The sequence below is a fragment of the Paenibacillus sp. 79R4 genome, from assembly GCF_013393165.1.
Lineage (GTDB): Bacteria > Bacillota > Bacilli > Paenibacillales > Paenibacillaceae > Fontibacillus.
Map to the genome: position 1 here is coordinate 21,875 of NZ_QJOT01000007.1, position 25,597 is coordinate 47,471.

At 52.5% G+C, this 25,597-nt stretch carries 14 protein-coding genes; 13 read left to right on the forward strand and 1 reads right to left on the reverse strand.

Annotated features, from left to right (window positions below; translation table 11 throughout):
- Positions 1-2 precede the first annotated feature (2 nt).
- The 7 genes from DMN77_RS11315 to DMN77_RS11345 all read left to right on the forward strand — a co-directional run bounded on the left by DMN77_RS11315 (position 3) and on the right by DMN77_RS11345 (position 16,424).
- Positions 3-10,277: a non-ribosomal peptide synthetase gene (locus tag DMN77_RS11315; protein ID WP_179015014.1), complete on the forward strand. Its 10,275-nt coding sequence runs from the start codon at positions 3-5 to the stop codon at positions 10,275-10,277.
- A 33-nt stretch (positions 10,278-10,310) separates the two neighbouring features.
- Complete coding sequence (locus tag DMN77_RS11320; RefSeq protein WP_179015016.1) at positions 10,311-11,282, forward strand: cysteine peptidase family C39 domain-containing protein; 972 nt, start codon at positions 10,311-10,313, stop codon at positions 11,280-11,282.
- A 38-nt stretch (positions 11,283-11,320) separates the two neighbouring features.
- On the forward strand, positions 11,321-12,037 hold the full coding sequence (locus tag DMN77_RS11325) for a thioesterase II family protein (protein WP_179015018.1): 717 nt from the start codon (positions 11,321-11,323) through the stop codon (positions 12,035-12,037).
- 21 nt (positions 12,038-12,058) lie between these two features.
- Positions 12,059-13,339, forward strand: coding sequence for an ACP S-malonyltransferase (gene fabD / locus DMN77_RS11330; protein WP_179015021.1), 1,281 nt, complete (start codon positions 12,059-12,061; stop codon positions 13,337-13,339).
- A gap of 204 nt (positions 13,340-13,543) precedes the next feature.
- Complete coding sequence (locus DMN77_RS11335) at positions 13,544-14,917, forward strand: M20/M25/M40 family metallo-hydrolase (protein ID WP_179015023.1); 1,374 nt, start codon at positions 13,544-13,546, stop codon at positions 14,915-14,917.
- Positions 14,918-15,148: 231 nt separating this feature from the next.
- Positions 15,149-15,892 carry an RraA family protein gene (locus DMN77_RS11340; RefSeq protein ID WP_179015025.1) on the forward strand — a complete coding sequence of 248 codons (744 nt, stop codon included), beginning with the start codon at positions 15,149-15,151 and terminating at the stop codon, positions 15,890-15,892.
- 16 nt (positions 15,893-15,908) lie between these two features.
- Positions 15,909-16,424, forward strand: a complete 516-nt coding sequence (locus DMN77_RS11345; RefSeq protein ID WP_179015026.1) for a NanQ anomerase/TabA/YiaL family protein — start codon at positions 15,909-15,911, stop codon at positions 16,422-16,424.
- 24 nt (positions 16,425-16,448) lie between these two features.
- Here the strand turns inward: DMN77_RS11345 and DMN77_RS11350 are convergent, their stop codons facing one another.
- Positions 16,449-17,342 carry an AraC family transcriptional regulator gene (locus tag DMN77_RS11350; RefSeq protein WP_068780044.1) on the reverse strand — a complete coding sequence of 298 codons (894 nt, stop codon included), beginning with the start codon at positions 17,340-17,342 and terminating at the stop codon, positions 16,449-16,451.
- A 141-nt stretch (positions 17,343-17,483) separates the two neighbouring features.
- Here DMN77_RS11350 and DMN77_RS11355 point away from each other — a divergent pair, with 141 nt between their 5' ends.
- The 6 genes from DMN77_RS11355 to DMN77_RS11380 all read left to right on the forward strand — a co-directional run bounded on the left by DMN77_RS11355 (position 17,484) and on the right by DMN77_RS11380 (position 25,537).
- Entirely contained in the window at positions 17,484-18,473 is a 990-nt protein-coding gene (locus DMN77_RS11355) for a D-2-hydroxyacid dehydrogenase (RefSeq protein ID WP_068780045.1), read from the forward strand.
- 33 nt (positions 18,474-18,506) lie between these two features.
- The gene (locus tag DMN77_RS11360) at positions 18,507-19,418 is read left to right on the forward strand and encodes a dihydrodipicolinate synthase family protein (RefSeq protein ID WP_068780046.1); all 912 of its coding nucleotides are present in this window, start codon (positions 18,507-18,509) and stop codon (positions 19,416-19,418) included.
- A 131-nt stretch (positions 19,419-19,549) separates the two neighbouring features.
- Complete coding sequence (locus DMN77_RS11365) at positions 19,550-21,778, forward strand: helix-turn-helix domain-containing protein (protein WP_179015028.1); 2,229 nt, start codon at positions 19,550-19,552, stop codon at positions 21,776-21,778.
- Between the two features lie 240 nt (positions 21,779-22,018).
- Positions 22,019-22,966 (forward strand): ABC transporter permease, encoded by a 948-nt coding sequence (locus DMN77_RS11370; RefSeq protein WP_068780190.1) that lies wholly within the window; start codon positions 22,019-22,021, stop codon positions 22,964-22,966.
- Between the two features lie 22 nt (positions 22,967-22,988).
- Positions 22,989-23,864, forward strand: coding sequence for a carbohydrate ABC transporter permease (locus tag DMN77_RS11375; protein WP_068780048.1), 876 nt, complete (start codon positions 22,989-22,991; stop codon positions 23,862-23,864).
- Between the two features lie 50 nt (positions 23,865-23,914).
- Complete coding sequence (locus tag DMN77_RS11380; RefSeq protein WP_068780049.1) at positions 23,915-25,537, forward strand: extracellular solute-binding protein; 1,623 nt, start codon at positions 23,915-23,917, stop codon at positions 25,535-25,537.
- The last annotated feature ends 60 nt before the right edge of the window (positions 25,538-25,597 follow it).

Consider the following 25,597-nt stretch of genomic DNA (forward strand, 5'->3'; position numbering starts at 1 on the left):
CCATGTTTCAACTGGATTTGCTGAATATCCAAAAAGATACATCCGGGCGGAAGGGGCGAAGTGCGGGCTCCGTCTCCAAAGTTTCCTACAAGGATATTGCGATTGTCGGAATATCAGCCAAGCTGCCGCGTGCAGAATCGCACGATGCCTTCTGGGAGCTTCTGCGGAGCGGCAAGGACCTGGTAGGCGGGTTTCCCGATTCCCGCAAAGAGGAATTGAAGCCGTATTTACGCCGTATGGAGGCGCAATACGGCTCTGTTTCCTTTTTTGACGGGGCGTATATCGAAGATATTTCAGGTTTTGATTATTCTTTTTTTCGGCTTTCACCGAAGGAAGCTTCGCTGATGAGTCCGGCGCAGCGCCTTTTCTTGCAGACGGCATGGAGCGCGCTTGAGCATGCGGGGTACGGCGGAAATGCGCTGCATGGTTCACGCACCGGCGTCTTTATCGGCTATAACGGGGACGCGCTGCATGATTACAAGCGAATCGTCGAAGCGTTGGACCCGGACGCCTTGTCTATGGCGGCACCCGGCAATCTGAGCTCCATGATACCGAGCCGGATTGCGTATTTGCTTAATTTGCGCGGACCTGCGATCAGCGTGGACACTGCCTGCTCCTCTTCGCTGGTGGCGGTGCATCTGGCATGCCAATCGATCCGCAGCGGCGAATGCGAGGCGGCGATTGCCGGCAGTGTCAAAATTAACGTGCTGCCGCTGGATATCGGCATACGGCTTGGTATCGAATCCAGCGACAACCGGGCCAGAACGTTCGACGACTCGGCGGACGGAACGGGTATCGGCGACGGCGTGGTTGCGCTGCTGTTGAAGCCGTTGTCCCGCGCACAGGAGGACGGTGACTCTGTATATGCCGTCATCAAAGGCAGCGCGATGAATCAGGATGGCGGCTCGGTGGGGATTACCGCTCCAAACGCCCTCGCGCAGGAGGATGTGATCGCCCGCGCCTGGCAGGATGCGAATATTGATCCCGAAACGGTAACGTATATTGAGGCACACGGCACGGGAACCTCGCTGGGCGATCCGATCGAAATCGATGGGCTGACGCGGGCCTTCCGCCGATATACCGATAAACGGCAATTTTGCGCTATCGGTTCGCTGAAAACAAATATCGGTCATCTCGACCATGCCGCCGGTATTGCAGGTCTGCTCAAAGCGGTCCTGTCGCTTGTCCACAAGCAGCTTCCGCCAACGCTTCATTATCGCTCGCCGAACCGCAACATTTCATTTGTCGATTCTCCCGTTTATGTCAATGACGAATTAACGTCATGGGAGACGGACGGCGAAGCAAGAAGATGCGGAGTAAGCGCGTTCGGCATGAGCGGCACCAATTGCCATGTTGTGCTGGAGGAGGCTCCCGCCGCGATGCCTTCGGGTCTTTCCGCCAGAACGGAGCTGGTGTGTTTGTCCGCGCACAGCATGACGGCGCTGGAGCAGCTTGTGCTAAGGATCAGGGATTGGGTTCTGGGGCATCGCGACGAAGAGAGGCGCAGCTTGGCCGACCTTTGCTACACTTTGGCTGTTGGCCGGGGGACCTATCGGTATCGCCTGGCGATCGCAGTAAGCAGCTGGGATGAGCTTGCTCAGACTTTGCATGCCGCGGTCGAAAGCGGCATTCCCGGCCTTGCGCTGCCGAACGTTATGTTTGGTACAGCCGATTTGGCAGCGGCCGGGAATACGCGCCAGCAACGACAGCAATCCGTTCCAAATGAACGGGAAATGAAAGCGCTGGAGCTGGGCCAACGTTATGTGGACGGATACGAGATCGACTGGACGTCCATCTACCAAGGACAACGCCGCCAACGGCTGCCGCTTCCGACATACCCGTTCGATTCCCATCGTTGCTGGGTGGAGGAGTCGCGCGCCGAAGCAGCACTTCATACGCCATTTGCGGCTTGGAGCGGATATACGCTTGGCGGCGACATTCCCGAGAAGCTTGAGCAAGAAATGAACGAGACGTTTGCCAGATGGCAAGCCGTGCTGGAACGGAGCGGTGGAACGGTGAGTCAACGCCGCGGCGGCGTTGTGTTAACCGGGGAGCGCTCCGGGCTGGAGTGGGAGCAGCATGTAGCAGATGCCTGGGGGGGACTGCTCGGTTATGATGAATTGCCCGCAAAGGCCGGGTTTTATGAGCTGGGCGGTGATTCCATTATTGCGCTTAAAATTGCAAACCGGCTCAGCGAGCATGCGGGCATCCGCATTCAGGCGGCGGATTTACTGGGACATCCCGATCTGCCTTCGTTCACGGCGCTGATCGAGCGGCGGCTCAGGGAGAGCGGCGCGGCGACAGCGCCAAGAACGGACTTCCGGCCTGATGAACAAGTGGAGGACATTGGGAACGGCGGAATCGAGGCCAACGGCCGGCATGAAGGACAAGCGGCGTCCGGCGAATGTGACGGAGCAGAGGCGTCTGGCGGGCCTGTCGGACCGCTGACCAGCCAAGCATCCGACGCTTTGTTCGGGGATATATTGGAGCCGATTCCAAAGGCGGCTCCGCAGGAGCATTATCCGGTTTCGTCGCCGCAGAAACGCATGTACTTGCAACAGCAGGCGCTGCCGGATGATCGCAGCTACAATTTGCCCGAATTGTTGTACTTGGATGGGGCAATTGATGCAGATCGGCTGGAGGCCGTCTTGCAAGCCATCGTGGAGCGTCACGAGACGCTTCGCACCACCTTCCACGTCATTGACGGAGAGATCAGGCAGCGTATTCACGCCGCTATTCCTTTCCGCCTGGTTCGCATGGAGATTGGTGAAGCGGAAGCGGACGGTGTGCTGCAAAGCTTGTTCCGGCCGTTCCAGCTGGATATGGCTCCGCTGCTGCGCGCAGCCTTGCTGAGATTGGGGCCGGAGCGCCATGTGCTGTTTCTTGATATGCATCATATTGCATCCGACGGGATGTCGGCGGGCATTCTTTTATCCGACCTGATGACTTTATATCAGGGCGGTTCATTGCCGCCTCTGACGCTGCAATACAAGGATTATGCGGCATGGCAGGAGAGCAGGCCGCACTCCGCAAATGCCGAAAGGTATTGGCGCGAGAAATGCCGGGGGGAATGGCCGCTGCTTATGCTTCCAACCGATGCTCGGCGTCCGCCGGTCAAAGGCCATCGCGGGGAAACGTTTGACGTGTACGTCGAGGCAGGTTTAACGGCGGCTGTACGCAACCTTGCGGCCGAATCGGGCACGACTCCGTTTATGGTGCTGCTATCGGCTTATTACACTTTCCTCGCCCACTATACAGGGGCCGAGGACATTGTCGTCGGCACGCCGATTGCGGGACGAAACCGGCGCGAGCTGGAAGCGATCGCGGGGATGTTTACCGGCACGCTGGCACTGCGGGCTCATCCGCGCGCGGACAAGCCGTTCAAAGCTTTTTTGTCCGAAGTGAAAGAGATGGCGACCGGAGCTTACGCCCATGCCGATTATCCATTTGAGGATCTCGTGCAATGGATGGATAGGAGGGATGCCAGCCGGAGTCCGCTGTTTGATACGATGTTCATTATGCAAAACCTGGGTATTCCCAACGCTTCATCGAAGGGGCTGTCGTATCGCCACCGGCGCTTTGAGCATGGCACAGCCAAATACGATTTGATGATTCAGGCCGTAGAGAGTGGGGCGGAATTGCGGCTTGTTGTAGAATATAGTGCCGATTTATTTCGCCGCGCCACAGTAGAACAATTCATGCGGCATTATGTGCAGCTGCTGCGCAGCTTGACGGATCGTCCCGACGCTGCGCTCGGCACAGCGGAGATGCTGACGGAGGAGGAGCGCCTGTATCTGATGGCGCTGGGAAGACGCGCAGCGAACTTTCCTCCGCCGCGCTGTCTGCATGATTGTTTCAAGCAACAGGCGCTGGCTGTTCCCGACCTGCCGGCTGTATCATGCGGCGGTGAATCCATGACCTATCGGGAGCTGGATCGCCGCACAGATGCGCTGGCGATCACCTTGCGCGCCAAAGGGGTGGGACGCGGCAGCGTAGTCGGCATCATGGCGAAGCGTTCCATCCCTATGCTGACTGCTATGCTTGCCGTTATGAAGGCCGGAGGCGCTTATATGCCTATAGATCCGCATTACCCTGAGGAGCGCATTCACTATATGCTGAAGGACAGCGGCGCGAAGCTGGTGTTTGCGGACGGCACAAGTTCCGGAGCCGCGGCTGTCATGCCAGTCTCCTTCCAGGTGCTGGACCTGGCGGATGAGACACTGTTCTCCGAAGGAGACGATGCCGCCGACGCATGGCCGCAGGACGCCGCAGATCCGATGTATGTCATCTATACCTCCGGTTCTACGGGTCAGCCGAAGGGCGTTGTTGTGCCGCATCGCAGCTTTTACAATTTCGGACATTCGCTCCGTACATTTTTCGAGGAGCAATACGGCGAGGGAGACAGATGCCTCAGCCTGACTAATATTTCGTTTGACGTCAGTGTAGCAGAGCTGTTTATGCCGCTTATGTTCGGAGCTTGCACGGTGCTTTACCCGGAGCCGAAATGGCTGGATCCCGGGCGAATTGCCGAGGTGATTGCCAAAGAGCAGATTACTTTCGCTTATTTGCCGCCGTCTTTGCTGAAAGAGGTTGCGCGGCAGCTGGAGCAATCGCCTTCCACGATTGCGTTGGACAAAATGCTCGTTGGGGTAGAGCCGATCAAAGACGAAACGCTGGAGTTATATACGAAGCTTAATCCCGGGATTCGGATTATTAACGGTTACGGTCCGACGGAAGCGACGGTGTGCTCCAATATGTACACCTACAAACCGGGCGCTTATCGCGGTGGTTATGTGCCGATAGGCGGGCCGATGCACAATGTTGAGATTTATATATTCGGCTATGGCGGCCAGCTTGCCCCGACCGGTGCCGCCGGCGAGCTGTATATTGCCGGCAGCGGCCTTGCCGACGGTTATCTCAACAGACCGGATTTGACGGCCGAGCGATTTTTACCGCATCCCTATCGCGAGGGTCACTTCATGTATCGGACCGGCGATATCGCAAAGTGGCTGCCGGACGGTAACGCGATGTATGTGGAGCGGGCCGACCAGCAGGTGAAAATCAGAGGCGTGCGGATTGAAATGAATGAGGTTCGCTCGCAATTGATTTCCCTTCCCGAGGTGGAGGATGCGGTTGTGCTCATTCGCGGGCGGGCAAACGGCGACAAGGAATTGTGCGCGTATGTGGTCGCTTCGGACAAGCTCCCTTCGCGGGAATGGCGAAGAAAGCTGAAAGACAAGCTGCCGGAAGCGATGATTCCGACCTATATCGCAGCGATTGAAGCGATACCGCTGACGCCGAACGGGAAAGTGGATCGGCGCGCCTTGCCTGAGCCGGAATCCGGGCTTCGGGAGCAAGGAAAGCCGGAGCCGCCGCGAGATGAAATGGAAGAGCGCGTCGCCGCCATTTGGGAGGAAGTGCTGGGCGATACGGTCGGGCCAATCGGTATTTACGACGACTTTTTCGAGCTTGGCGGTCATTCCTTGAAGGCTGCCGTGCTGGCGGGCAAGCTGCAGCAGGCGACGGGCAGTCTGGTTCCGCTCAGCCTGATATTCGAGCTTACTTCTATCGCGGAAATGGCCGCTTGGCTGAAGGAACGGGACAGTGCCGCTGTGGCGGCCGGGCCGATTCCAAGGGCGGAACACCGCGAGTGGTATCCGATGTCGCGCGCCCAGCGCCGCCAATATATGATGCAGATGCTGGCCGGAGACGCAGCTATGTATCATGTGCCGTTCGCGCTCCGCTTGCGGGGCAAGCTGGATACAGCGCGGCTGGAAGACGCGTTTACAGCCCTGATTGGTCGCCACGAAAGCTTGCGGACGACCTTTCATATGTCAAAGGATGAGTTCAGGCAAATGATCCATCCGCCGTATCCGTTTAAGTTGGAGGAACTGGACCTTGCAGCGTTGACCGGAGATGATGCGCTGCTGGAAGCGCCAATGGATGGTACCGAGGTGACGAGGTTGATGAAGGTTTTCCAGCGCCCGTTCTATCTGGATAAGCTGCCGTTGCTGCGGGCGGCGCTGTTGCGACTGCATGAAGGAGATCATCTGCTGCTGCTGGATATTCACCATATTATTACCGACGGCGTATCCTCCGGTTTGCTGGTGAATGAGCTGTCGCAGCTGTATGCCGGACAAGCGCTGCCGGAGCCGCGCGTGCAATACAGCGATTATGCGGTGTGGCAGGAAGCCGGATATGCAAATGCCGCTTATGCGGAGCATGAACGGTACTGGATGGAGCTCTTTGCAGGCAAGCTTTCTGTACTGGAGCTGCCGACGGATCGCCCGCGTCCCTCTCTTCCGAGCTATAAGGGCCACCGCCATACGTTCCGGCTGGATGCGCAGATAACGAGGGAGGTGCAAAAGCTGGCGCGGGAAGCAAAAACGACGATGTATACGGTGCTGTTGGGTGCATTTGCCGCGCTGCTGGCCAAATACAGCGGACAGGACGAAGTGATTGTAGGCACCCCCGCTGCCGGCAGAGAGCATGCCGATACACATGGCATGATCGGCATGTTCGTCAACACGCTGGCGCTGCGAACCAGGCCGGCAAGAGACAAGACGGTACGGGCCTATATAGCGGAGCTTCATCACCATGTCGTAGAGGCGCTTTCGCACCAGACGTATCCTTTCGAGGAGCTGGTTGAAGGGCTGAAGGTCGATACGGACAGAAGCCGCAATCCATTGTTTGACGTTATGTTTGTCTTGCAAAATATGGACCGGGTGGCGATGGAAGCAGGCGGACTTGTTTTTGGCGAAATACCGTTCGAGACGGGGACAAGCAAGTTCGATTTGACTCTGGAAGCGGTGGAGCGGGAAGCGGAAATCGAGCTTCAACTGGAATACGCAACGGATTTATTTCATGAGGAAACCGCACGGCGCATGGCGAAGAGCTATGTCGTACTCGTTCAGGAGATGTGCAGAGCGTATGATCGCACGGTGGGTGAGCTTGAGCTGATGAGTGTAAGCGAACGCGAGCAATTGCTGGCATCGTTGGCTGGAGGAGGCATGACGGTACAGACCGCGAGTAAAGAGAGGAGCAGGGGGAGGATGGAAATTCGAGTTGGGGAAGGCATGACGAACCGGCAAGCAGACGCGGCTGCGGCTTCCGCGCAAGCAACGGCGAAATGGACGGGTCTGGTTCAGGAAGTGGAGTGCCAGGCGGCGCGCACGCCGGATATGGCGGCGATTCAATTTGGTGCGGAGACAGTGACTTACGCCGAGCTGAACGAACGCGCGAACCGGCTTGCCCATTCCTTACGGGCGAAGGGGATTGGGCCCGAGCGAATTGTTGCGCTGATGGCGTCCCGCAGCCCGCAGCTGCTTGTCGGCATTTTGGGTGTTCTGAAAGCCGGAGGCGCATACGTCGCCATTGATCCCGCTTACCCCAAGGAGAGAATCGACTGGATGCTTGAGGATTGCGGCGAAGCGCTTCTGCTGACGGAAAAAGCCTATGCAGGAGTCGCAACGAGAGCTGTTGCCGAGTGGTATCTGGATGATCCGGAGCTGTATGCGGCGGACAGGGACAATCCGGAGCAGGTTCACCAGCCGGATCATCTGGCTTATGTGCTGTATACGTCGGGTTCGACCGGACGTCCCAAAGGAGTGATGATCGAGCATCGCGGGCTGGCGCATTTCATCAGTGGCTTCCGAGACCGGATTCCGTTCGAGATGGGCCAGAGCATCCTGGCGATGGCCTCGGTATCCTTTGATATTTTTGTCGTTGAAAATCTGCTTCCGCTCACGCTGGGGATGCGGATTGTGCTTGCGAGCGAAGAGGAGCGGGGCGATGCCGCCCTGCTGCAAGGCCTGATCGACACGCATGGCATCGATGTGCTGCAAATTACGCCATCGCGCTTCAAATGGTGGATGAACCAGCGAGGCGAAACGGACGGTTTGCGGCAGCTGCGTATTTTGATGATCGGGGCAGAGCCGCTGACGGCCGATATACTCGACAAGCTGCGCGCCGCCACTGGAGCCAGATTGTTTAATTTGTACGGTCCAACGGAGACGACGGTGTGGACTTCAATCCGGGAAGTGACCGAAGGCGAGGACATTTCGATCGGCACTCCGATCGAAGGTTCCGTTATGATGGTGCTTGACGAAGGACTGAAGCTGCAGCCGACAGGTGTGACGGGTGAAATTTGCATCGGCGGGCCGGGCGTCGGGCGTGGGTATCTCAGCCATCCCGAATGGGATATCGCTTTTGTGCCGAATCCGCATATGCCGGGCGGACGCATGTATCGTACGGGCGACCTTGGGCGCAGGCTTGGAAATGGGGAGCTTGCTTATGCAGGACGCCGCGATTTCCAGGTGAAAATCAGGGGTCACCGGATTGAAATCGGTGAGATCGAGCAGTTGCTGCTTCGCCATGAGCAGGTAAAGGAAACGGTTGTCACTGCGTTTCAGGAGGAGGATGGGGAGTATGCGCTTTGCGCATATATCGTCAAACACAACCCCGCGGCGGTGGAAGCAGAGCAGGACGGCACCGAGCCTTCCGGTCGGCTGACCGTGCAATTGCGTGAATATCTCGGGAACAAGCTGCCTTCTTATATGGTTCCTGCCTTCATGGTTATTCTGGATACAATTCCGCTTACGCCAACGGGCAAAATTGACAGAAGGGCGCTACCGAAGCCGGGAACGGCCAACGCTGGCATACGCGAGCTTGTTCCGCTTTCGACGGATACCGAGCGCAAGCTGGTGGAGATTTGGAAGGAGCTGCTCGGTACGGATGCGATTAGCGCCAGGGACAGCTTTTTCGAGCTGGGGGGTCATTCCCTGAAGGCAGCGGGCATGGTCAGCCGGATTGCAGAACGCTTTGGCGTCCAAATGCCGCTGCGCGATATTTTTATGAATCCTACGCTTGAAGGTTTAGCAGCCCTTCTGGACACGAGCGGAACCGTGGCGGCCGCTCGTATTCCAAGGCAGCCGGAGCGCGAGTATTACCCGATGTCGAGGGCGCAGCGCCGCCAACTTATGATGGGGCTGATCTCGGGCGAGGCAACGATGTACCATGTGCCGTTCGCCGTGCACATGCACGGCAAGCTTGATGTGGGGCGGCTGGAGGAAGCTTTTCTTGGGATTATACGCCGCCATGAATCGCTCAGAACGACATTTCATCACGAGGAGGACGAGTTCCGCCAGCGCGTGCATGCGCAGCCGGTATTTACGCTGGAGCGAGGCGCCAGGCTGAGAATGGCAGCCGGCAAGCTGCTTGCGGAAGGGGGAGACGAAGGATTGTTCGGCGGTATCAGCGCGCTGATGGAGCGATTTATCCGTCCGTTTGATCTGGGTCATCTTCCACTGTTCCGGGCCGGATTGATTCCGCTTGGCGAGGAGCGCCATCTGCTGCTGCTGGACTTTCATCATATTATTACCGATGGCGTCTCCGTCAGCGTCCTGCTGCAGGAACTGACTGCTTGGTATGGCGGCGGCGAGCTGCCGGAGCTGGATATTCAGTACCGGGATTACGCGGTATGGCCAGAAGAGCAAATGAGCAGCGAGGCATACATGGAGCATGAGCGCTACTGGCTGGAGGCGTTCGAAGGGGAGCTGCCAAAGCTTGCGCTCAAGGCGGCCTTGCCTAGGCCGGAACTGCAAAATTTCCAGGGCGGTCTGATCATCTTCAGGCTGGATGAGGAGCTGACGCTCAAGGTCAAGGCGTTTGCGCGCGAGCGCGGCACGACGTTGTATACGGTGTTGCTCGGGGCTTATTCGATGCTGCTGAGCAAATGGAGCGGCATGGAGGATATCATTATCGGCACGCCGGTAGCGGGTCGCAATCATGCGCAATTGGAAGGTCTCCTTGGTATGTTCGTCAATACGGTCGCGATTCGCAGCTTCCCCGAATCCTACCGTACAGTTGGCGATTATTTGTCCGAGCTGCATGAGGATGTATTGCGGGCGCTGGAGCACCAGAATTATCCGTTCGAGGATTTGGTGCAGAAGCTGGGTATTGAGCAGGATCGCAGCCGCAATCCGCTATTCGATACGATGTTTATTTTGCAAAATATCGATCGCGCCGCTTACCGTTCGGGCGGCATTGAATTCGACCCCAAGGAATTCGATCCGGGCGTCAGTAAATTTGATTTAACGCTTGAAGCGGCGGAGCGGGACGGCAGGATCGGCTTTGCGCTGGAATATGCGACAAGTCTTTTCGCTGAAGAGACCGTCCGGGCGCTGGCGGAGGATTATACGGCGATTTTGCGCGCGCTGGTTGAAGACGGAGCAAAGAAAAAAATCGGTGCTGTGCTTGCGGCAAGCAAGCTTAGCTGAACCCACATTCTGAGCCTAAGGAGGCGGCGAACGATGAAGTTGTCGATGGAAAGGAAACCGTTTAACGAGTTTTGGATGAATTGCATGCTCAACCAGGCTTTTTCCATTGCGGTGTCGGAGGAACCCAGCTACAGGGATGCGGCGTATTTGAATATTTATCGTTACTATCCGTGGGAGGCAGCGACGGATAAGGACTTCCGCTATCCGACAATCGATACGCTGTATTATTTAGACGACCCTGCTAGATTCCCGTTGGCGCAGGTGATCCGCTATATTGAGCCCGGGCATTTCCGCAGCAAGGAGACGGTGCTGGAGGAAATCAGGGCGATGCTGAAGGGCGGACGCAACTTAAGTGTAAACGTCGACCTGTATGATTGGCTGCCCGGCAGTATGGCCTGGAAAAGGTTCCATTGGTATCATTATTCGCTATTTAACGGATACGACCAGGAGCGCGGCATCTTTTACGTCATTGACGATACGCTTGCGGGCTACGAGGAGCACGAGGTGCCGGAGGAAAGGCTGCTCAAGGCGTATGGCAATTCGGAATACAACGTGAACCCGGACTATTTGGGGCCTGCCTTCTACGTATACAACCTGCAGGACAAGGTTCAGCCCTACGAGTTGAAGCTGGATGAGGTAGTCGATAATGCGAGGCGGCTGGCGAGGGAGCTTGACCAGTTCTCCATGGAGGGCATGTGGAATGTAGATTCTGACCCAGACAAGAAGCAAGCGCATCTCACCTATGGCCTTGTCGGCGTCAACATCATCTGCAACCGTCATATCGCTAACATGTCCTTGCTCCGTTCCTTGCGGGAAAAAAGGCTGATCGGTGAGTCGCTGTATGAGTCGCTGTCCGGTCAACTTGGCGCGGTGGGGGACGGTTGGGATCGGGTGAAAGACCGATTTGTAACAGGGGACTTCGAACGCGACAGAGAACTGGCGCTCGCGGATGCCTTGTTTGCGAAGGAAAAAGCGTTCTGGGCTACGCTTGCGGATGGTGTGTAAGGCGGATTGCGTCAACAGGTTACCCGGAGGTGGGCGTTATGACGATATCTTTAATCTGTTTGCCATATGCAGGAGGCTCTGCACAAGTGTACAAGCGCTGGATAAATCAGCTGCATCCTGGCGTGCGTCTGGTGCCGGCCGAACTGGCGGGCAGGGGAAGTCGCATAGGCGAACCGTTCTATGCGAACGTGACCGAAGCTGTGCGGGATTTGCTGCCACTGGTGCGGGAGACAGCGCTTGGCTCCGATTCTTATGCTTTATTTGGCCATAGCATGGGCAGCCTGCTGGGGTATGAGATACTGCATGCGCTGCGGGAGGAAGGATTTCCGCTGCCTGCGGCAGTCTTCCTCTCCGGCAGAGGGGCGCCGCATTGCGAGCAGGAGGAGATCCGCGTGACCTATATGCTCCCGGATGACGAATTTCTCGAGGCATTGAAGCGGCTCGGCGGCATGCCTGACGGGCTGTTCCGGCATCAGGAACTGCTCGATATGTTTATGCCGATTCTAAGAGCCGACTTCAAGCTTGTTGGCGAGTACGAGCATCGGGTACGCCCGCCGCTTCCGCTCCGGCTTGCCGTCTTAAGCGGCAAGGATGACGACTGCATCATAGGACCGCTTGAGGAATGGGGGCATTATGCGACAGGGGGCTGCGAGCTAATGCTGTTTGAAGGCGGACATTTTTTCCTGCATGAGCGGGAAGGCGATGTTGTAGCGGTGATAAACAAAATGCTGACCGAGTCGCCTGCCCCGATCTGACCTTGAGGAGCGTGATGGAAGATGCTGAACAAACATGCGATATGGTTTCCCGGTCAGGGCTCGCAGCGCGTGGGAATGGGAAAAGCGCTGAGCGCTCGGCATGCGGTTGTCAAAGCGACGCTGGAGGAAGCGAATGAAGCGCTCGGCATGCGCCTTGACAGCCTGATGTATGAAGGACCGTTGACAGAACTGACGCGGACGGAAAATGCCCAGCCTGCTATTCTTGCGCTGGGCATGGCAATGTACCGCCTCTACAGCCGGGAATGGGGATACCTCCCTGCGATGGCTGCCGGCCATAGCCTGGGCGAGATTACCGCTTTAACCTGCGCGGGGGCGATAACGTACCCGGATGCGCTCCGGCTTGTACGCTGCCGTGGCGAGCTGATGCAAGGGGCCGCTGCTGCGGGGCTCGGCGCGATGGCCGCCGTGAATGGGCCTAGTCCTGATCATGTGGCCAAAGTATGCTTGGAGATCAGCGCAGGCTGCGCCGATGGAAGCCATATTGTGGTGGTATCGAATATAAATTCAGAGCGGCAAACGGTGATTTCAGGCCATCAAGAGGCCGTCCATGAGGCGTCCGAAAGACTGTCCGTTCACGGGGCCACGGTTATTCCGCTGCAGGTAAGTGCGCCGTTCCATAGCCCGCTGATGGCGCCGGCGGCGGAGCGGTTTGCCGAAGTACTAAGCCGCGTATCGTTTGGAAAATTGGATTTTCCCGTCGTTTCCTCCTTGACGGGTCTTCCTTACGGGAATACGGCGGAGATTGCCGGGATGCTGTCAAGGGGATTAACGGACCCTGTCAATTGGCCGGCGGTCCTGGCATTTCAGATGAGCATTGGCATTGCCACCGCCGTGGAACTGGGTCCGGGCAATGTATTGAAACGGTTGGCTCGATCGGACGGACTGCGAGTATTTGCGGTTGATGACAAGGAGGATGGGGCCTATCTGATTGCTGCAAGCCAGCAATCAGATGCTTATTCGATTGAGCTGATGAATCGTTGTCTGGCTATCGCCACTTGCCTCCGCAACCGCAACTGGAACGCGGTCGAATATGAACAAGGCGTCGTTGTGCCTTACCGCAGCTTGCAGCTGTTGGTCGAGCGGCTGCGGGAAACGGGAGAGCCCGTGGCGGAGACGCATGTTCGGCAAGCGGTGGCGATGCTGAATTCGGTGTTTCGCACCAAAGGCACGCCCGCCGAAGAACGGGAGCAGCGGCTGGCCAGCCTGCAGGTTGAATTCGGCCTGAACGGCTTGCCGGGCGTTTCTACTGCCGATCGGCCATACTCGGGCAGTTTATTATAGTGCGTGTTCAAAAAGACGGTTTTCAGTACCGAAGCTTATGTTTTCGATGTGCGTTTTTTCAAAACGCTATGGTTAGATGATGAAATTCTATATCGCAAGAAAACCTACCTCTGAATCGCGGTCGCTCAGCCTTGAATTTGCCTCGATGGGTTTTCTGATCAAAAGCGACTTTTTGAACAACCTCTTATAGAAAGGTGTGGGGTCATGGGTATGCGGCTGGCCAATGACGAATCGGAACAAGATGGAGTCAAGCGGTCTACGGAGATGCCATCTCCCGTGGAAATTTTGCAGGCATTAATCCGCTTCAATACAACAAATCCGCCAGGCGAGGAAGCAGCATGCATTATGTATATCCGGCAACTGCTTGAGGATGTGGGCATTGAGACGCGAACCTATGCGCTTGATCCAACCCGGCCCAATCTGCTGGCCAGGATAAAGGGCAGCGGGGAGGCACCACCGCTGCTGCTGTACGGGCATGTCGACGTCGTTGGCACAGGCAAGCAAGCCTGGAGCCGCGACCCGTTCGGGGGCGACATCGAGGGCGGTTTCGTCTGGGGGCGGGGCGCTCTTGATATGAAAGGCGGCGTGGCGATGCTCGTATCAGCTTTCCTCCGAGCGCATGTCCACAAGCTGCCGCTGCGTGGCGATCTCATTCTGGCGATTGTTAGCGACGAGGAAGCAGGTGGCGAATACGGGGCTTCCTTTCTGGTAGATCGACATGCCGATTATTTCGCGGGTGTAAAGTTTGCAATCGGCGAATTTGGCGGCTTCGCGTTTCATGCGCTGGGGAAAACTTTTTATCCGATTATGGTGGCGGAGAAGCAGCTATGTTGGCTCAAAGCGACGATTAGAGGAGACGGAGGGCACGGCTCCATGGGCGAGCCGGGAGCCGACTGTATGGCGCAATTGGGAAACATGCTTCAATCGCTTAGCAGGAATAAACTGCCGATACATGCGGCACCGGCGGCCCGGTTGGTGATTGAAGGCATGGCCGACGCGCTGCCGCTGCTGCCGGCGCTGCTGCTGAGAGGGCTGCTGCGCCCCCGACTAGGCGGTATCGTCCTGAAGCTGCTCGGGGAAAAGTGCGGGGCGTTCGCCCCGCTTCTGCGTAATACAGTCAGTGCGACCGTCGTTCGCGGCGGCGAGAAAATCAACGTCCATCCAAGCGAAATTACGGTCGAGCTGGACGGCCGAACGCTGCCGGGCGTCACTCCGCAGCAATTTATGGACGAGCTGCGCCGATTCGCGATTCCTGATTCGATCGGGCTGGAGGTGCTGCGCCATGATCCATGCGCCGCAGCGCCCGACATGGGGATGTTCCGTTTGCTATCCGATGTGCTGAAAGAAGCGGATAAGGAGGCCGTTCCAGTGCCGCTGCTGCTGCCTGGAGGAACGGACGGAAGATTGTTTGCGAAGCTCGGTATCCAAACCTATGGTTTCCTGCCCATGCCGCTGCCCAAGGACATGCAGTTTACCCAACTGATTCATGCGGCGGATGAACGTATTCCCATAGAAGCGATTGGGTTCGGCACGGATGCGATTTACCGGGTGCTGGAGCTGTACGGAGCGCAGCCGTGATGCCTTTTAAAACGTTTTGAATACTCGCATATTTACAATTTTATTAGAGATTGAAATGCAGATGACCATTTCAATCTCTTTTTTTGCGTATTTCGTGTCTGCATATATATATAAATCAAAACCGAAGGCTCAACCGAAATTCTGAGAGGTTCCGACGAAAAAGTGCCAGTTCTTTCTACTACGCACCGCTTATAATAGAATTCAATTCGAGCAAGAGAGGATGAATTCGAGATGACACTATCTTATGCGGATCTGCTGAAGTTAAAGCGTTGGAATACGCCCACGGTTTATAACGGGTGGGAGGTGATCACGCAGAATGATATTACGCAGGGTTTTAATCTTGAGGAAAGCCATGACTTCATGCCGCATATGGGGCCTATGGTCGGCTATGCGGTTACGGTGCAATTTGAACCGAGTAATCCGGATCACCCCAAGAATCATCCGAATGCATGGAGCGAATATCGCAAGTATGTGGCCAGCGTGCCCGGACCAAAGATCGTCGTCGTGCAGGATCTGGATAAACCACGTGTGATCGGCGCGTTCTGGGGCGAGGTGAACAGCAACATCCATCGCGCATTGGGCTGTGTAGGCACCATCACGGACGGAGCGATCCGAGATATCGATGAAATGAACAACGCTGGCTTCAAAGCCATAGCCCGGAGAACATGCGTCGGTCATGCATTCAGTACACCGGTTCGCTGGGGGATCGAGGTCGAGGTATTTGGATGCAAAGTTCAGCCAGGCCAGCTTATTCATGCTGACAAGCATGGTTTTATGGTCATTCCGAAGGAAGATGAAGCCCGATTATTGGAGGCTTCGGTGTATATGGACAGCAATGAATGCAGCACGGTGATACCGGCGGCACGCAGTGCAGCAGGAATGACGGTGGAGGAACTGCTAGCGGGGATCGATGCGTCAGGTAGACAATTTGGCTTGAATGTGAAGGAAAGGTTCGGCTCCGCGGGAGAATGGTAAGAAGAAGGAGGGAATCATGATGATTCTTAGCGATTTGAGTAAATGGGAGGAAGAGAAGTGGGCATATGCCCCGATTTTGCGTATTGCGATGGATTACTTGCGTACGGCAAATTTGGAGAATGCTGGCATCGGGACGTATAGCCTTCTTGGGGATGACATGTTGTTTATGATTCAACAAGCTAATACCGTGCTTCCGCAGGAACGAAAATCGGAGCATCATGCCAAGTATATCGACGTTCAAATGGTTGTGACAGGCGAAGAGATTCATGTCGTTGCCAGACAATCCGAGCTGAACGTCCCGGTCGAGGATCAATTGTCCGACAGGGATTATGCCTTGTACAAAAAGGTCGAGAATGAATTCGAATTGCTGTTAAAGCCAGGTATGTTCGTTATTTATTTCCCTAACGACCTTCACCGGCCAGCTTGCAGCCGCACAGGTGGCATGGAGACGAAACGCGTCGTCATTAAAATAAATAAGGACCTCCTGCAAACAAACAGTGAGAATCTGAATCTCAATCATCTTCTGCTGTAGGTGCTTAACAACCGATGGCATTTATTATTTCTTTCGTCTCCCTGTACGATGATGAGATATCCGGTACGCTTTGGGAGATACTCCCTTGGTTTTCCGGAAAATCCGAGCAAAGCTGGAGTAGGAGCCGAAACCAGATTCCTCGGCAATGTCTGCGATTTGCATCTCTGTAGCATGCAACAACGAGCATGCGTGGCGGACACGAAGCTCGTGAAGCAGGTCTATGAAGTGAATGCCATATTGGCGGGCAAACAATTCGCTAAGAGATGAGGGATGAAAGCCAAACCTTTCGGATAAATCCGTAAGATTTAGAGGCTCCAGGTAATGTTCGTGAATATAACGAATGATAGGCCAAACCGAGCGAACTTGGGATGGTGAAATTTGGGACGATACAGAGGTTGATATATCCGTTATAGCCTGTAGGCTGCTTCTTGCAAACTGGGTTAAAACCCGCTGCAGATTCGCTTTTAACATCACCGTTGCAAATGGCACCGGCTTCCCGTATTCATTCCAAATCATAGTGAAGATTTGCTGCATTTCATCTAACAGGCGCCCTTCAAAATGAACGAAAGTATTCCTTGCGTCGGTGGCATTGCCTAACAGGACTTCATGTAATGAGGGATCTAATTCTCCAAGCTCCAAGATGACATCCAAGGGGAAGTTGCAAATATATAAATCGAGCGGATCGTTTGGATGGGAGACGATTTCATGTACTTGGTAGGGAAGCAGCAGTACCATGATGCCGGGTATCATGTCATGCATGGCACCATTAATGGTTTCTGTCCCTTGACCGTTAAGCACCAAGGTCAGTTCTACGAAATCGTGCCGGTGAGAAGGTGTCTTCCACTGCAGCTTTCGTTTCATATAGAAAGGGAAGCTGGCGTTCATATTAGGATATTCGAATAAATACTCCGGATACATGCGGTTGCACCTCCTATTCCAGATACTATTATTATATCAAAAACGCGAAAGTAGAATAAGGAAGACATACGAAGAGCGACGAAACGGATAAGTACTTGAGGTTTCAAGGGACTTTTTAATATCGATGGGAGGAAATCCAATATGAAAATCGTCGTGCTGGACGGATATCGACTAAATCCCGGCGATTTGAGTTGGGATGAATTAATCAAACTGGGTGAAGTAATTATATTTGATCGTACCTCTGATGATAAGATTCTGGAGCGCGCTCAAGGAGCGCAGCTGCTGCTGACCAACAAGACACCCCTGTGTGCAGCTACGATGCAGCAACTGCCGGATTTACAATATATCGGCGTCCTTGCAACAGGCTACGATGTGATTGATGTAAAAGCGTCAACCTCCCAACAAGTGGTTGTCACAAATGTGCCAAGCTATGGAACCGATTCTGTCGCTCAATTTGTTTTTGCCCAATTGTTTGAGCTCTGCCATCAGGTCGGACAACATGCAAGATCTGTACGACAGGGGGCATGGTCGGCAAACCCGGATTGGTGTTATTGGGACACGCCGTTAGTTGAACTGGCTGGTAAAACGATGGGGATTATCGGCGCGGGGCGGATAGGCATGCAGACTGCTCGAATCGCTCATGCAATTGGGATGAAAGTAATCGCTATGAATGGAAAAAAGGAAACCGATCGAGAAGTTCCTTTTGACGGCTTTCGATGGGTTGCCAGGGATCAGCTCTTCCGCGATTCAGACGTCATCAGCCTGCATTGTCCACTGACGGCAGAGACAGAATTCATGATTAATAAAACACATTTAGGTTTGATGAAGCCTAACGCGTTTCTCATTAACGTCGCCCGTGGGAAGCTGGTGAACGAGATCGATCTTGCTCATGCATTGAATGAGCGAAGAATTGCCGGAGCTGCGCTTGATGTACTTTCCACGGAGCCTCCTGCATCAGAAAATCCGTTGCTTCATGCACCCAATTGTATCATTACCCCGCATATCGCTTGGGCAACAAGGGAAGCCCGTGGCAGACTGCTGGATATAGCTGTGGATAATGTGCGATCTTTTCTGGATGGAAAGCCTCAAAACGTTGTTAATTGCGGGCAGTGTTACTCAGCGACCCAATAAACCGAAAATTGAAAGGATATAGGTGAACCCGAAATGTTGACATTAGAGCAATTTAAAGGAATTATTCCGGCGCTGATTACGCCTTATGATCATGAGGGCAGGATCAGCGAGTCAGCCACACGCAAGCTTGTTCGTCATCTGCTGGATAATCAGGTGGACGGCTTTTATTTAAGCGGAAGCACGGGTGAAGGGTTTCTTCAGACGGCACGTGAACGCGAGTCGTTTCTCGAAATCGTAGTAGACGAGGTTCAAGGCGTTGTACCTGTTATCGCGCATGTTGGAGCGATGGACACGGCTACCTGCATCGAGCTTACGAAGCACGCTGCACGATCCGGTGCAGATGCAGTATCATCAGTAGCGCCGTTTTATTACAAGCATGGTCAAGAGCAAGTGCGAGGGCATTATCTCGATATTGCTGCAGCTGCCGACATTCCGCTCATTATTTACCATTTTCCTGCGATGACGGGGGTACAATCGACCGTACGGTTTTATGAGGAGCTCTCCAAGGTAGAGAACATAATTGGGGTCAAATTTACATCCAAGGATACGTTCGAGCTTCAGCAATTGATTGAAGCCTGTGGTCCCCAATTTCGCGTGTTTAACGGACCGGATGAGTGCTTGTTGGCGGGGTTGGCGCTTGGCTGCTGCGGTGCTATTGGGAGTACATATAACATCATGCCGAAATTATTCATCGAGCTGTACCGTACATTCCAAATTGGGGATTTGATAGCGGCCCGTGCATTGCAAGCCAAAGCGAATAGTGTGATCGCGGAGCTGATAAAGTACGATTTCATCGCTTTTGAAAGGGAAGTCTTGCATTTACAAGGCATTGAAGTCGGAGCGCCGAGAAAACCGATCCAGCAATTGTCTATGGAGGAGCGGTTGCAAATCCGACAGTTTGCACAACAGTATGATTTCTTGAAGGTAGCTACCAATATCGGATGATAAATGATATAAAATAAATTTCTTATCAAGCACACCTAAGGTGTGCTACTTTTACCATATAGGAAGAATAAGGATTTCCCCACAAGGGCGATATGCGTATATTTCGACTACATATGGAAAGGTGCGTCAGGATGCGAAAACAATGGTTTTACCGATTGCTTTTGTCATATCTTCCGATATTCGTCGTAGCTTCCTCCATCGTTGTACTCATTTCCATTATGACGGTACGATTAACGATTGGGAATGAAGCTAACCGGGTAAATGAGGTAGCAACGAAGCAAATGCTTCAAAGCGTTGATGACTCGCTGCGTTCCATCGATCAATTAATCGTCAAAGAAATACTTAACAGCGTGACCTTTGATAAATTTTTCGATCCTGCGAAGGAAACGAACAAATATTTGGATTCGATTGAAATGAGTGAACGAATTCGAAATATTATTCACGCCACGCCGCTGATCGACTCGCTATATTTGTACCGTTTCAGAGATCAAATCGTGTTGACGAGAGATGAACGAATTTCGATCGATCAATTCCCGGATCGAGACTTTCTGATCGATGTCATTCATCATCATTCCAAGTCGAAATGGTCCGATTTACGAAAAGTCTCGGAAATAAATGCATATTCGAACGAAACCGTGACCCGCAACGTATTGACGCTGACCAGCAAAGTCCCGACCATTTCCGGTGGACAAGGGCTTATCGTCGTCAATGTTCGTCCATATGCGATTGAATCGATGATCGAGCAAATGGCTAACGCCCAATACAGTCATCTTGACTTTGTAGATAAAGCGAATGTTTCTATTGCTTCATTTGGAGAGCGTGAAGATGCGGCCGAGGCGAAAAAAATCCATTCCTTTTCGGTCTCTTCGGAATATACGGGATGGCGTATGTATAGTTCGGTAAACAACTCGAAGGTATATGGCTTCAGTTCGACTATTTTTTATGTTTGTTACGGTTTGTGGCTGCTTGTCATCGCATTCGGCGCATATTGGATTTATGCGATCACCCGCAAAAACTACAAACCGATCGAAGCGTTGACAGATCGTTTGGAGCGCTTTAAATCGCAAAAAAGCATAGAGCTGCTTGGAGGCGAGAAAAGAAACGATTTCGATTTTATTGAAGAGGCCATCGACCAACTGATCGATCAATTCGATGGTCAACAGCTGCTGCGGAAGGAAAATATAAAATATCGCAATACCAAGCTGCTTCTAGATCTGCTTGAAGGCAATATCGTCAATAGAGACGATGAGTTCATCGCAACCCTGTTTGAACAACATGATCAAGCACGTGTTGCTTTGGTTGAAATCGATCGTTATTCCAGCTTTATGGCGCGATATAATAAGCGTGATCAATTTTTATTGAAATACGCCATTTTACGCGTATGCCAAGAGGTCGCGGAGGAGCATCACGTTCGGGTATGGACAGAATGGATACAGGGAAACCATATGGTTGTTTTGTTTCAATCAGGCAATCCGAGCTCTAAAGTTGAAGTGATTACGCAAGAGGTATGCGAATGGATACAAGGAAACCTAGATATGACCATTACCATCGGTATCGGCTCGTTAGCACAGGAAATCCATGAAATTGCTGACTCCTATAAGACGGCTATACACGCCGTCAAAATGAAGTTCAAGTTCGGTAGCAATCGAATCATCTCCGCGGATCATATTCAGCATCTGAAGGAAGAGGAACTGATCGTACAGCCGCAATCCCTTCGTAGTATCGCCCAAACCTTTCGGCAGGGGGATTCTGGATGGACGATAAAAATTCAAGAGTTTGTACAGCAGACGTCGGAAGCCAGCCTGTCCAAAGATAGCGTTCTTAACCTGTTGAAGCTCATTTTGTTCTCCATGGATCGAGAAATGAGCGAGACGGCCTCCGATCTCAAGGCGATTTGGAAGAGAGGATTAGACTCCCTAAATGAGGGTTTGGAGCCACTAGAGACGGAGGCCGAGCTGTATCCGTATTTCTATGCACAATTGACCGCCATCTTTGATGCAATGAACAAACGTAAGGAAGAGGATTCTCAAACAGCTTTGATCTATAAAATTAAAGCTTTCTTGGATGAGCATTATGATGATACGGATCTTTCCATGACAGGAATTGGGGATCTGTTTCAAATCAACCCTAGCTTTATGAGCAGGATTTTCAAAGAAGAGATCGGAATGAATATGATGGATTACCTTGTCATGGCAAGAGTCGAGAGGGCGAAGCAGCTGCTCAAAGAAACCCGAGATACGGTTCAAAGCATCGCGGGTCAGGTTGGGTACCAGCATACGATTTCATTTATCCGTGTTTTCAAAAAGTCGACAGGACTTACGCCTGGGGAATACAGGAAAATATCGTCAGAAATTCCATGAACACGGTCCCTACAAGCGTATTTACGGATCAGTCTATACAGTAAAAAAAGGTACATTAGGCTTCACTCTACTTTCGAAGATGGCTTCGGAAGGCCGGAGTAGAGCCTTTTTTTACGTCGGATCTATTGAGAAAAAAGGTGTATATTGTGCCAGAACGCGGTTCTCCGTTATATTGGGGACACTTCAACCAACGATCCTGCATAAATGGGCAAGCAAAATGAAAATGAAGGGGTTAACAAAATGAAAATGGCAGCCGTGGCAGAGAAAAAACACATCCCTACAAACACGGAGCGAAGGAAATTATGGAAATCGAATATTCCCCTTTGGATCTTGTTCCTACCTGTATTGATCTACTTCATCGTATTCAAATATATACCGATTGGGGGGATCATCATTGCTTTCAAGGATTACAATCTCCGTGAAGGCATCTGGAACAGCCCATGGGCCGGATTTACCTATTTCGAAATGCTGTGGAGCAGCCCGGACTTTATGAGGGTGTTCCGCAACACGTTATTAATCAGCATACTTGGCTTTGTAATCGGGTTTCCTTTTCCCATCCTACTCGCCATCCTGTTAAACGAGATTCGTAGAAGATGGTACAAAAAGGTCGTACAAACCTTGGTGTATTTGCCGCATTTTTTATCGATGGTTATCATCACCGGTGTAATTGTAACGATATTTTCCTCCAGCGGAGCGATGAATGGGTTTCTGCATGCAGTGATGGGCATGGAGGAACCGTTTCCTTTCTTATATAAAATCCCGAGCTGGCTAGCCATCTATTTCGGCTCAGGCATTTGGCAGGAAGCCGGATTCTCCGCCATCATTTACTTGGCTGCATTATCCTCGCTCAGTCCTTCTTTATATGAAGCAGCCGCTATAGACGGAGCACCAAAGTGGAGACAAGTGTGGCACATTACGCTGCCGGGGATTCGCTCCACGATTATCGTGATGTTCATTCTGCAAATGGGTAAGCTGATCGATGTCGGGTTCGATAAGGTGTATATGTTGTCCAATCCGGCCGTTTCCGAGGTGGGCGATGTCATTTCGACGTTTGTGTACCGCGTGGGACTTCAGGGGGGCCAATTTAGTTTTACGGCGGCGGTCGGACTTTTCGAGTCGGTTATCGGTCTAGTCCTTGTACTGACGGCCAATACGATAGCCCGCAAATTTGACCAAGGGTTGTTCTGAATTCACGAGGGGGTACACAGGAATGAGACCTACACCAAGCGAAAAAATATTTTACGGATTCAATGCATTATTTTTGGGGCTATGGGCGTTAACCGCATTAGTTCCTCTTCTTCATATCGTATCGCTGTCGTTCAGCAGCAATCACGCGATTTTGGCCGGCAAAGTGTTTATATGGCCTGTAGAATTCAGCTTTGACTCCTACAACGCTTTGTTGAAAGGAACGCGTGTGCCCGATGCTTTTGTGAACAGCCTGATCATTACCAGCGTCGGTGTGGCACTAAATATGCTTTTTACGATATTAGCGGCGTACCCGTTATCGAAGAGGTATTTTATCGGGCGGCGTTTCATGACGATGTTGATCATCTTCACGATGCTGTTCTCCGGGGGGATTATACCTAGTTATTTATTAGTGAAGTCGCTCGGGTTGATCGATTCTTATTGGGCAATCTGGCTTCCCAGTCTTGTCAGCGCTTACAATATGCTGATTATGAAAACATTCTTTGAGAACGTTCCTGAGGAATTGCTAGATTCGGCCCGGATGGATGGATGTGGTGAATGGAGATTAGCGGTTCAAATCGTGCTGCCGTTATCCGCTCCCGTATTAGCGACCCTGGCTTTATTTTACGGGGTGAGTCACTGGAACTCGTTCATGAATGTACTCATCTATATTAATGATTCAAGTAAGTATAATCTTTCCGTTCTCATTCAGCAGATGGTTGCACAATCGAGTCTGATGAACGAGCTTCAAAATTTACAGGAAGCGGATAGGCAAATGTTGACGCCGGAATCGATTCGCTCCGCGGGAATGACCGTGATGTTAATCCCGATGATCGTCGTGTATCCGCTTCTTCAAAAGCATTTCGTGAAGGGGGTGTTGATCGGCGCAATAAAGGGATAAGATTAGCGTGATGTTTTGAGAAGAAAAAAATAGGAGGTCAAGGTAAGCAAATGAAAAGGAAGATCGTATGGAAAATTGCCATCGTCGGTATGCTTGCGATCATCGTTGCAGGGTGCGCTAAAGGGGATCAGAACGGCAGCGGAAGCACCAAGGGCGATAAATCGAAGCCACAGATTACAATCTCTGCGTACGATGCAGGCAATACACCTCCGGAAGAAGGAACGATTGAGAAGAATAGATGGGTGACCTGGATGTCCGAGAACGGCCCGGCCCAGATTAAAGTCATCGGTATACCGAGAACAGAGTCCGTTCAAAAATTCAATACATTGTTCGCCTCGGACTCCGCTCCTGATCTGATTCAGGAATTTAGCGGCGCGTTCCGCAATCAATTATATGATCAAAAATTAATTCTGCCTGTCGACGAATTCATTGAGAAATATAGTACGACTTACAAAGAGCTGCTCGAACAATATCCTGCATTAAAGAAAGCAGCTACGATGCCTGATGGGAAAATGTACGGGTTCGGACGGATTAACGGTTTGCGACCGCATAATGTGTTGATGGTCAGATCGGATTGGCTCAAAAAGCTGAACCTTTCCGTACCTCAAACGCCAGAAGAGCTTATCCTCGTCTTAAAAGCATTTCGCGATCAGGATCCGGACGGCAACGGTAAAAAAGATACCATTGCGCTTGATATGGGTTCCCGGTCCATCCAGGTCCTCGACAGTATGTTCGGCAACGTAGGCTGGACGATTTCCGATGACAAGATGGTCTGGGATTGGGAAAGGGCCAAAGCGGCTGCTGCGTTCAAGAAGCAATTATATGATGAAGGGTTAATCGACAAAGATTATTTAACGAAAAAGGGATCCGGATACATGGGACTGTATGCGCAGGAAATGATCGCCGGAAAAATCGGGATGTGGGGTACGAGTGTGCATCAATCCGATATTGAAACATTTAAAGCCCTGAAAAAAGCCGATCCGAATGCGGAGCTACAAGTCATTCCGCTTCCTGCGACTGTATTCGGGCAGTTCAGCCCGATCTTGTCCAACCCGGTTCAAATTACCGGCATGATCAATGCAAATGCCAACCATCCGGAAGCGGTTATGGAGTATGTTGATTTTATGGCATCCAAGGAAACAGGCCAGACTTTGAAATATGGAATCAAGGGTGAAGACTGGAAGGAAGGTGAGAATGGCTGCCAACAGTTCATCGATAAAGAAAAAACCGATCCGAAGATTAAATATACGGCAGCCTATACGATGCTATTTTCGCCGATTGTAGAAGGTTCTTGCGGACAGTTCCAGGCATCGTTGAATCCAAATGACCCGATTGAGAAGCAATACCTGGAGCTTATGAAGCAGGCGTACGAGATCTATTTAGACGAGAAGCATCCGATGCCTGACTTTACGCACCCGGAACATATTCCGGCCATGCCAGGGCAACTACAAACATCGTTTAACAATGCGACTAAAAATATAGGGGATATTTGGACTAAAGCTGTCATATCCGGACATTCTTACTCAATTGATCAAGCATTTCAGGATGCCAAAAGCACGTGGGATAAAAACGATGGAAAAAATATTGAAGAATGGTATGCCAAGTGGTATCAGGACAACAAAACAAAAGCCTTTTTTACGAAAGACTTTTACGAGTTCAAACTAAAATTCTAAGGGGTAACTAATGTGAATGCAGGATGGATAGGTTCGCTACTAACGTCCTGCTTTTCATTG

Bases quoted from the DNA above. Each gene is read 5' to 3' on its own strand.
- DMN77_RS11315 (WP_179015014.1), top strand. From the start codon at position 3: ATGTTTCAACTGGATTTGCTGAATATCCAAAAAGATACATCCGGGCGG.
- DMN77_RS11320 (WP_179015016.1), top strand. From the start codon at position 10,311: ATGAAGTTGTCGATGGAAAGGAAACCGTTTAACGAGTTTTGGATGAAT.
- DMN77_RS11325 (WP_179015018.1), top strand. From the start codon at position 11,321: ATGACGATATCTTTAATCTGTTTGCCATATGCAGGAGGCTCTGCACAA.
- fabD (WP_179015021.1), top strand. From the start codon at position 12,059: ATGCTGAACAAACATGCGATATGGTTTCCCGGTCAGGGCTCGCAGCGC.
- DMN77_RS11335 (WP_179015023.1), top strand. From the start codon at position 13,544: ATGGGTATGCGGCTGGCCAATGACGAATCGGAACAAGATGGAGTCAAG.
- DMN77_RS11340 (WP_179015025.1), top strand. From the start codon at position 15,149: ATGACACTATCTTATGCGGATCTGCTGAAGTTAAAGCGTTGGAATACG.
- DMN77_RS11345 (WP_179015026.1), top strand. From the start codon at position 15,909: ATGATGATTCTTAGCGATTTGAGTAAATGGGAGGAAGAGAAGTGGGCA.
- DMN77_RS11350 (WP_068780044.1), bottom strand. From the start codon at position 17,342: ATGTATCCGGAGTATTTATTCGAATATCCTAATATGAACGCCAGCTTC.
- DMN77_RS11355 (WP_068780045.1), top strand. From the start codon at position 17,484: ATGAAAATCGTCGTGCTGGACGGATATCGACTAAATCCCGGCGATTTG.
- DMN77_RS11360 (WP_068780046.1), top strand. From the start codon at position 18,507: ATGTTGACATTAGAGCAATTTAAAGGAATTATTCCGGCGCTGATTACG.
- DMN77_RS11365 (WP_179015028.1), top strand. From the start codon at position 19,550: ATGCGAAAACAATGGTTTTACCGATTGCTTTTGTCATATCTTCCGATA.
- DMN77_RS11370 (WP_068780190.1), top strand. From the start codon at position 22,019: ATGAAAATGGCAGCCGTGGCAGAGAAAAAACACATCCCTACAAACACG.
- DMN77_RS11375 (WP_068780048.1), top strand. From the start codon at position 22,989: ATGAGACCTACACCAAGCGAAAAAATATTTTACGGATTCAATGCATTA.
- DMN77_RS11380 (WP_068780049.1), top strand. From the start codon at position 23,915: ATGAAAAGGAAGATCGTATGGAAAATTGCCATCGTCGGTATGCTTGCG.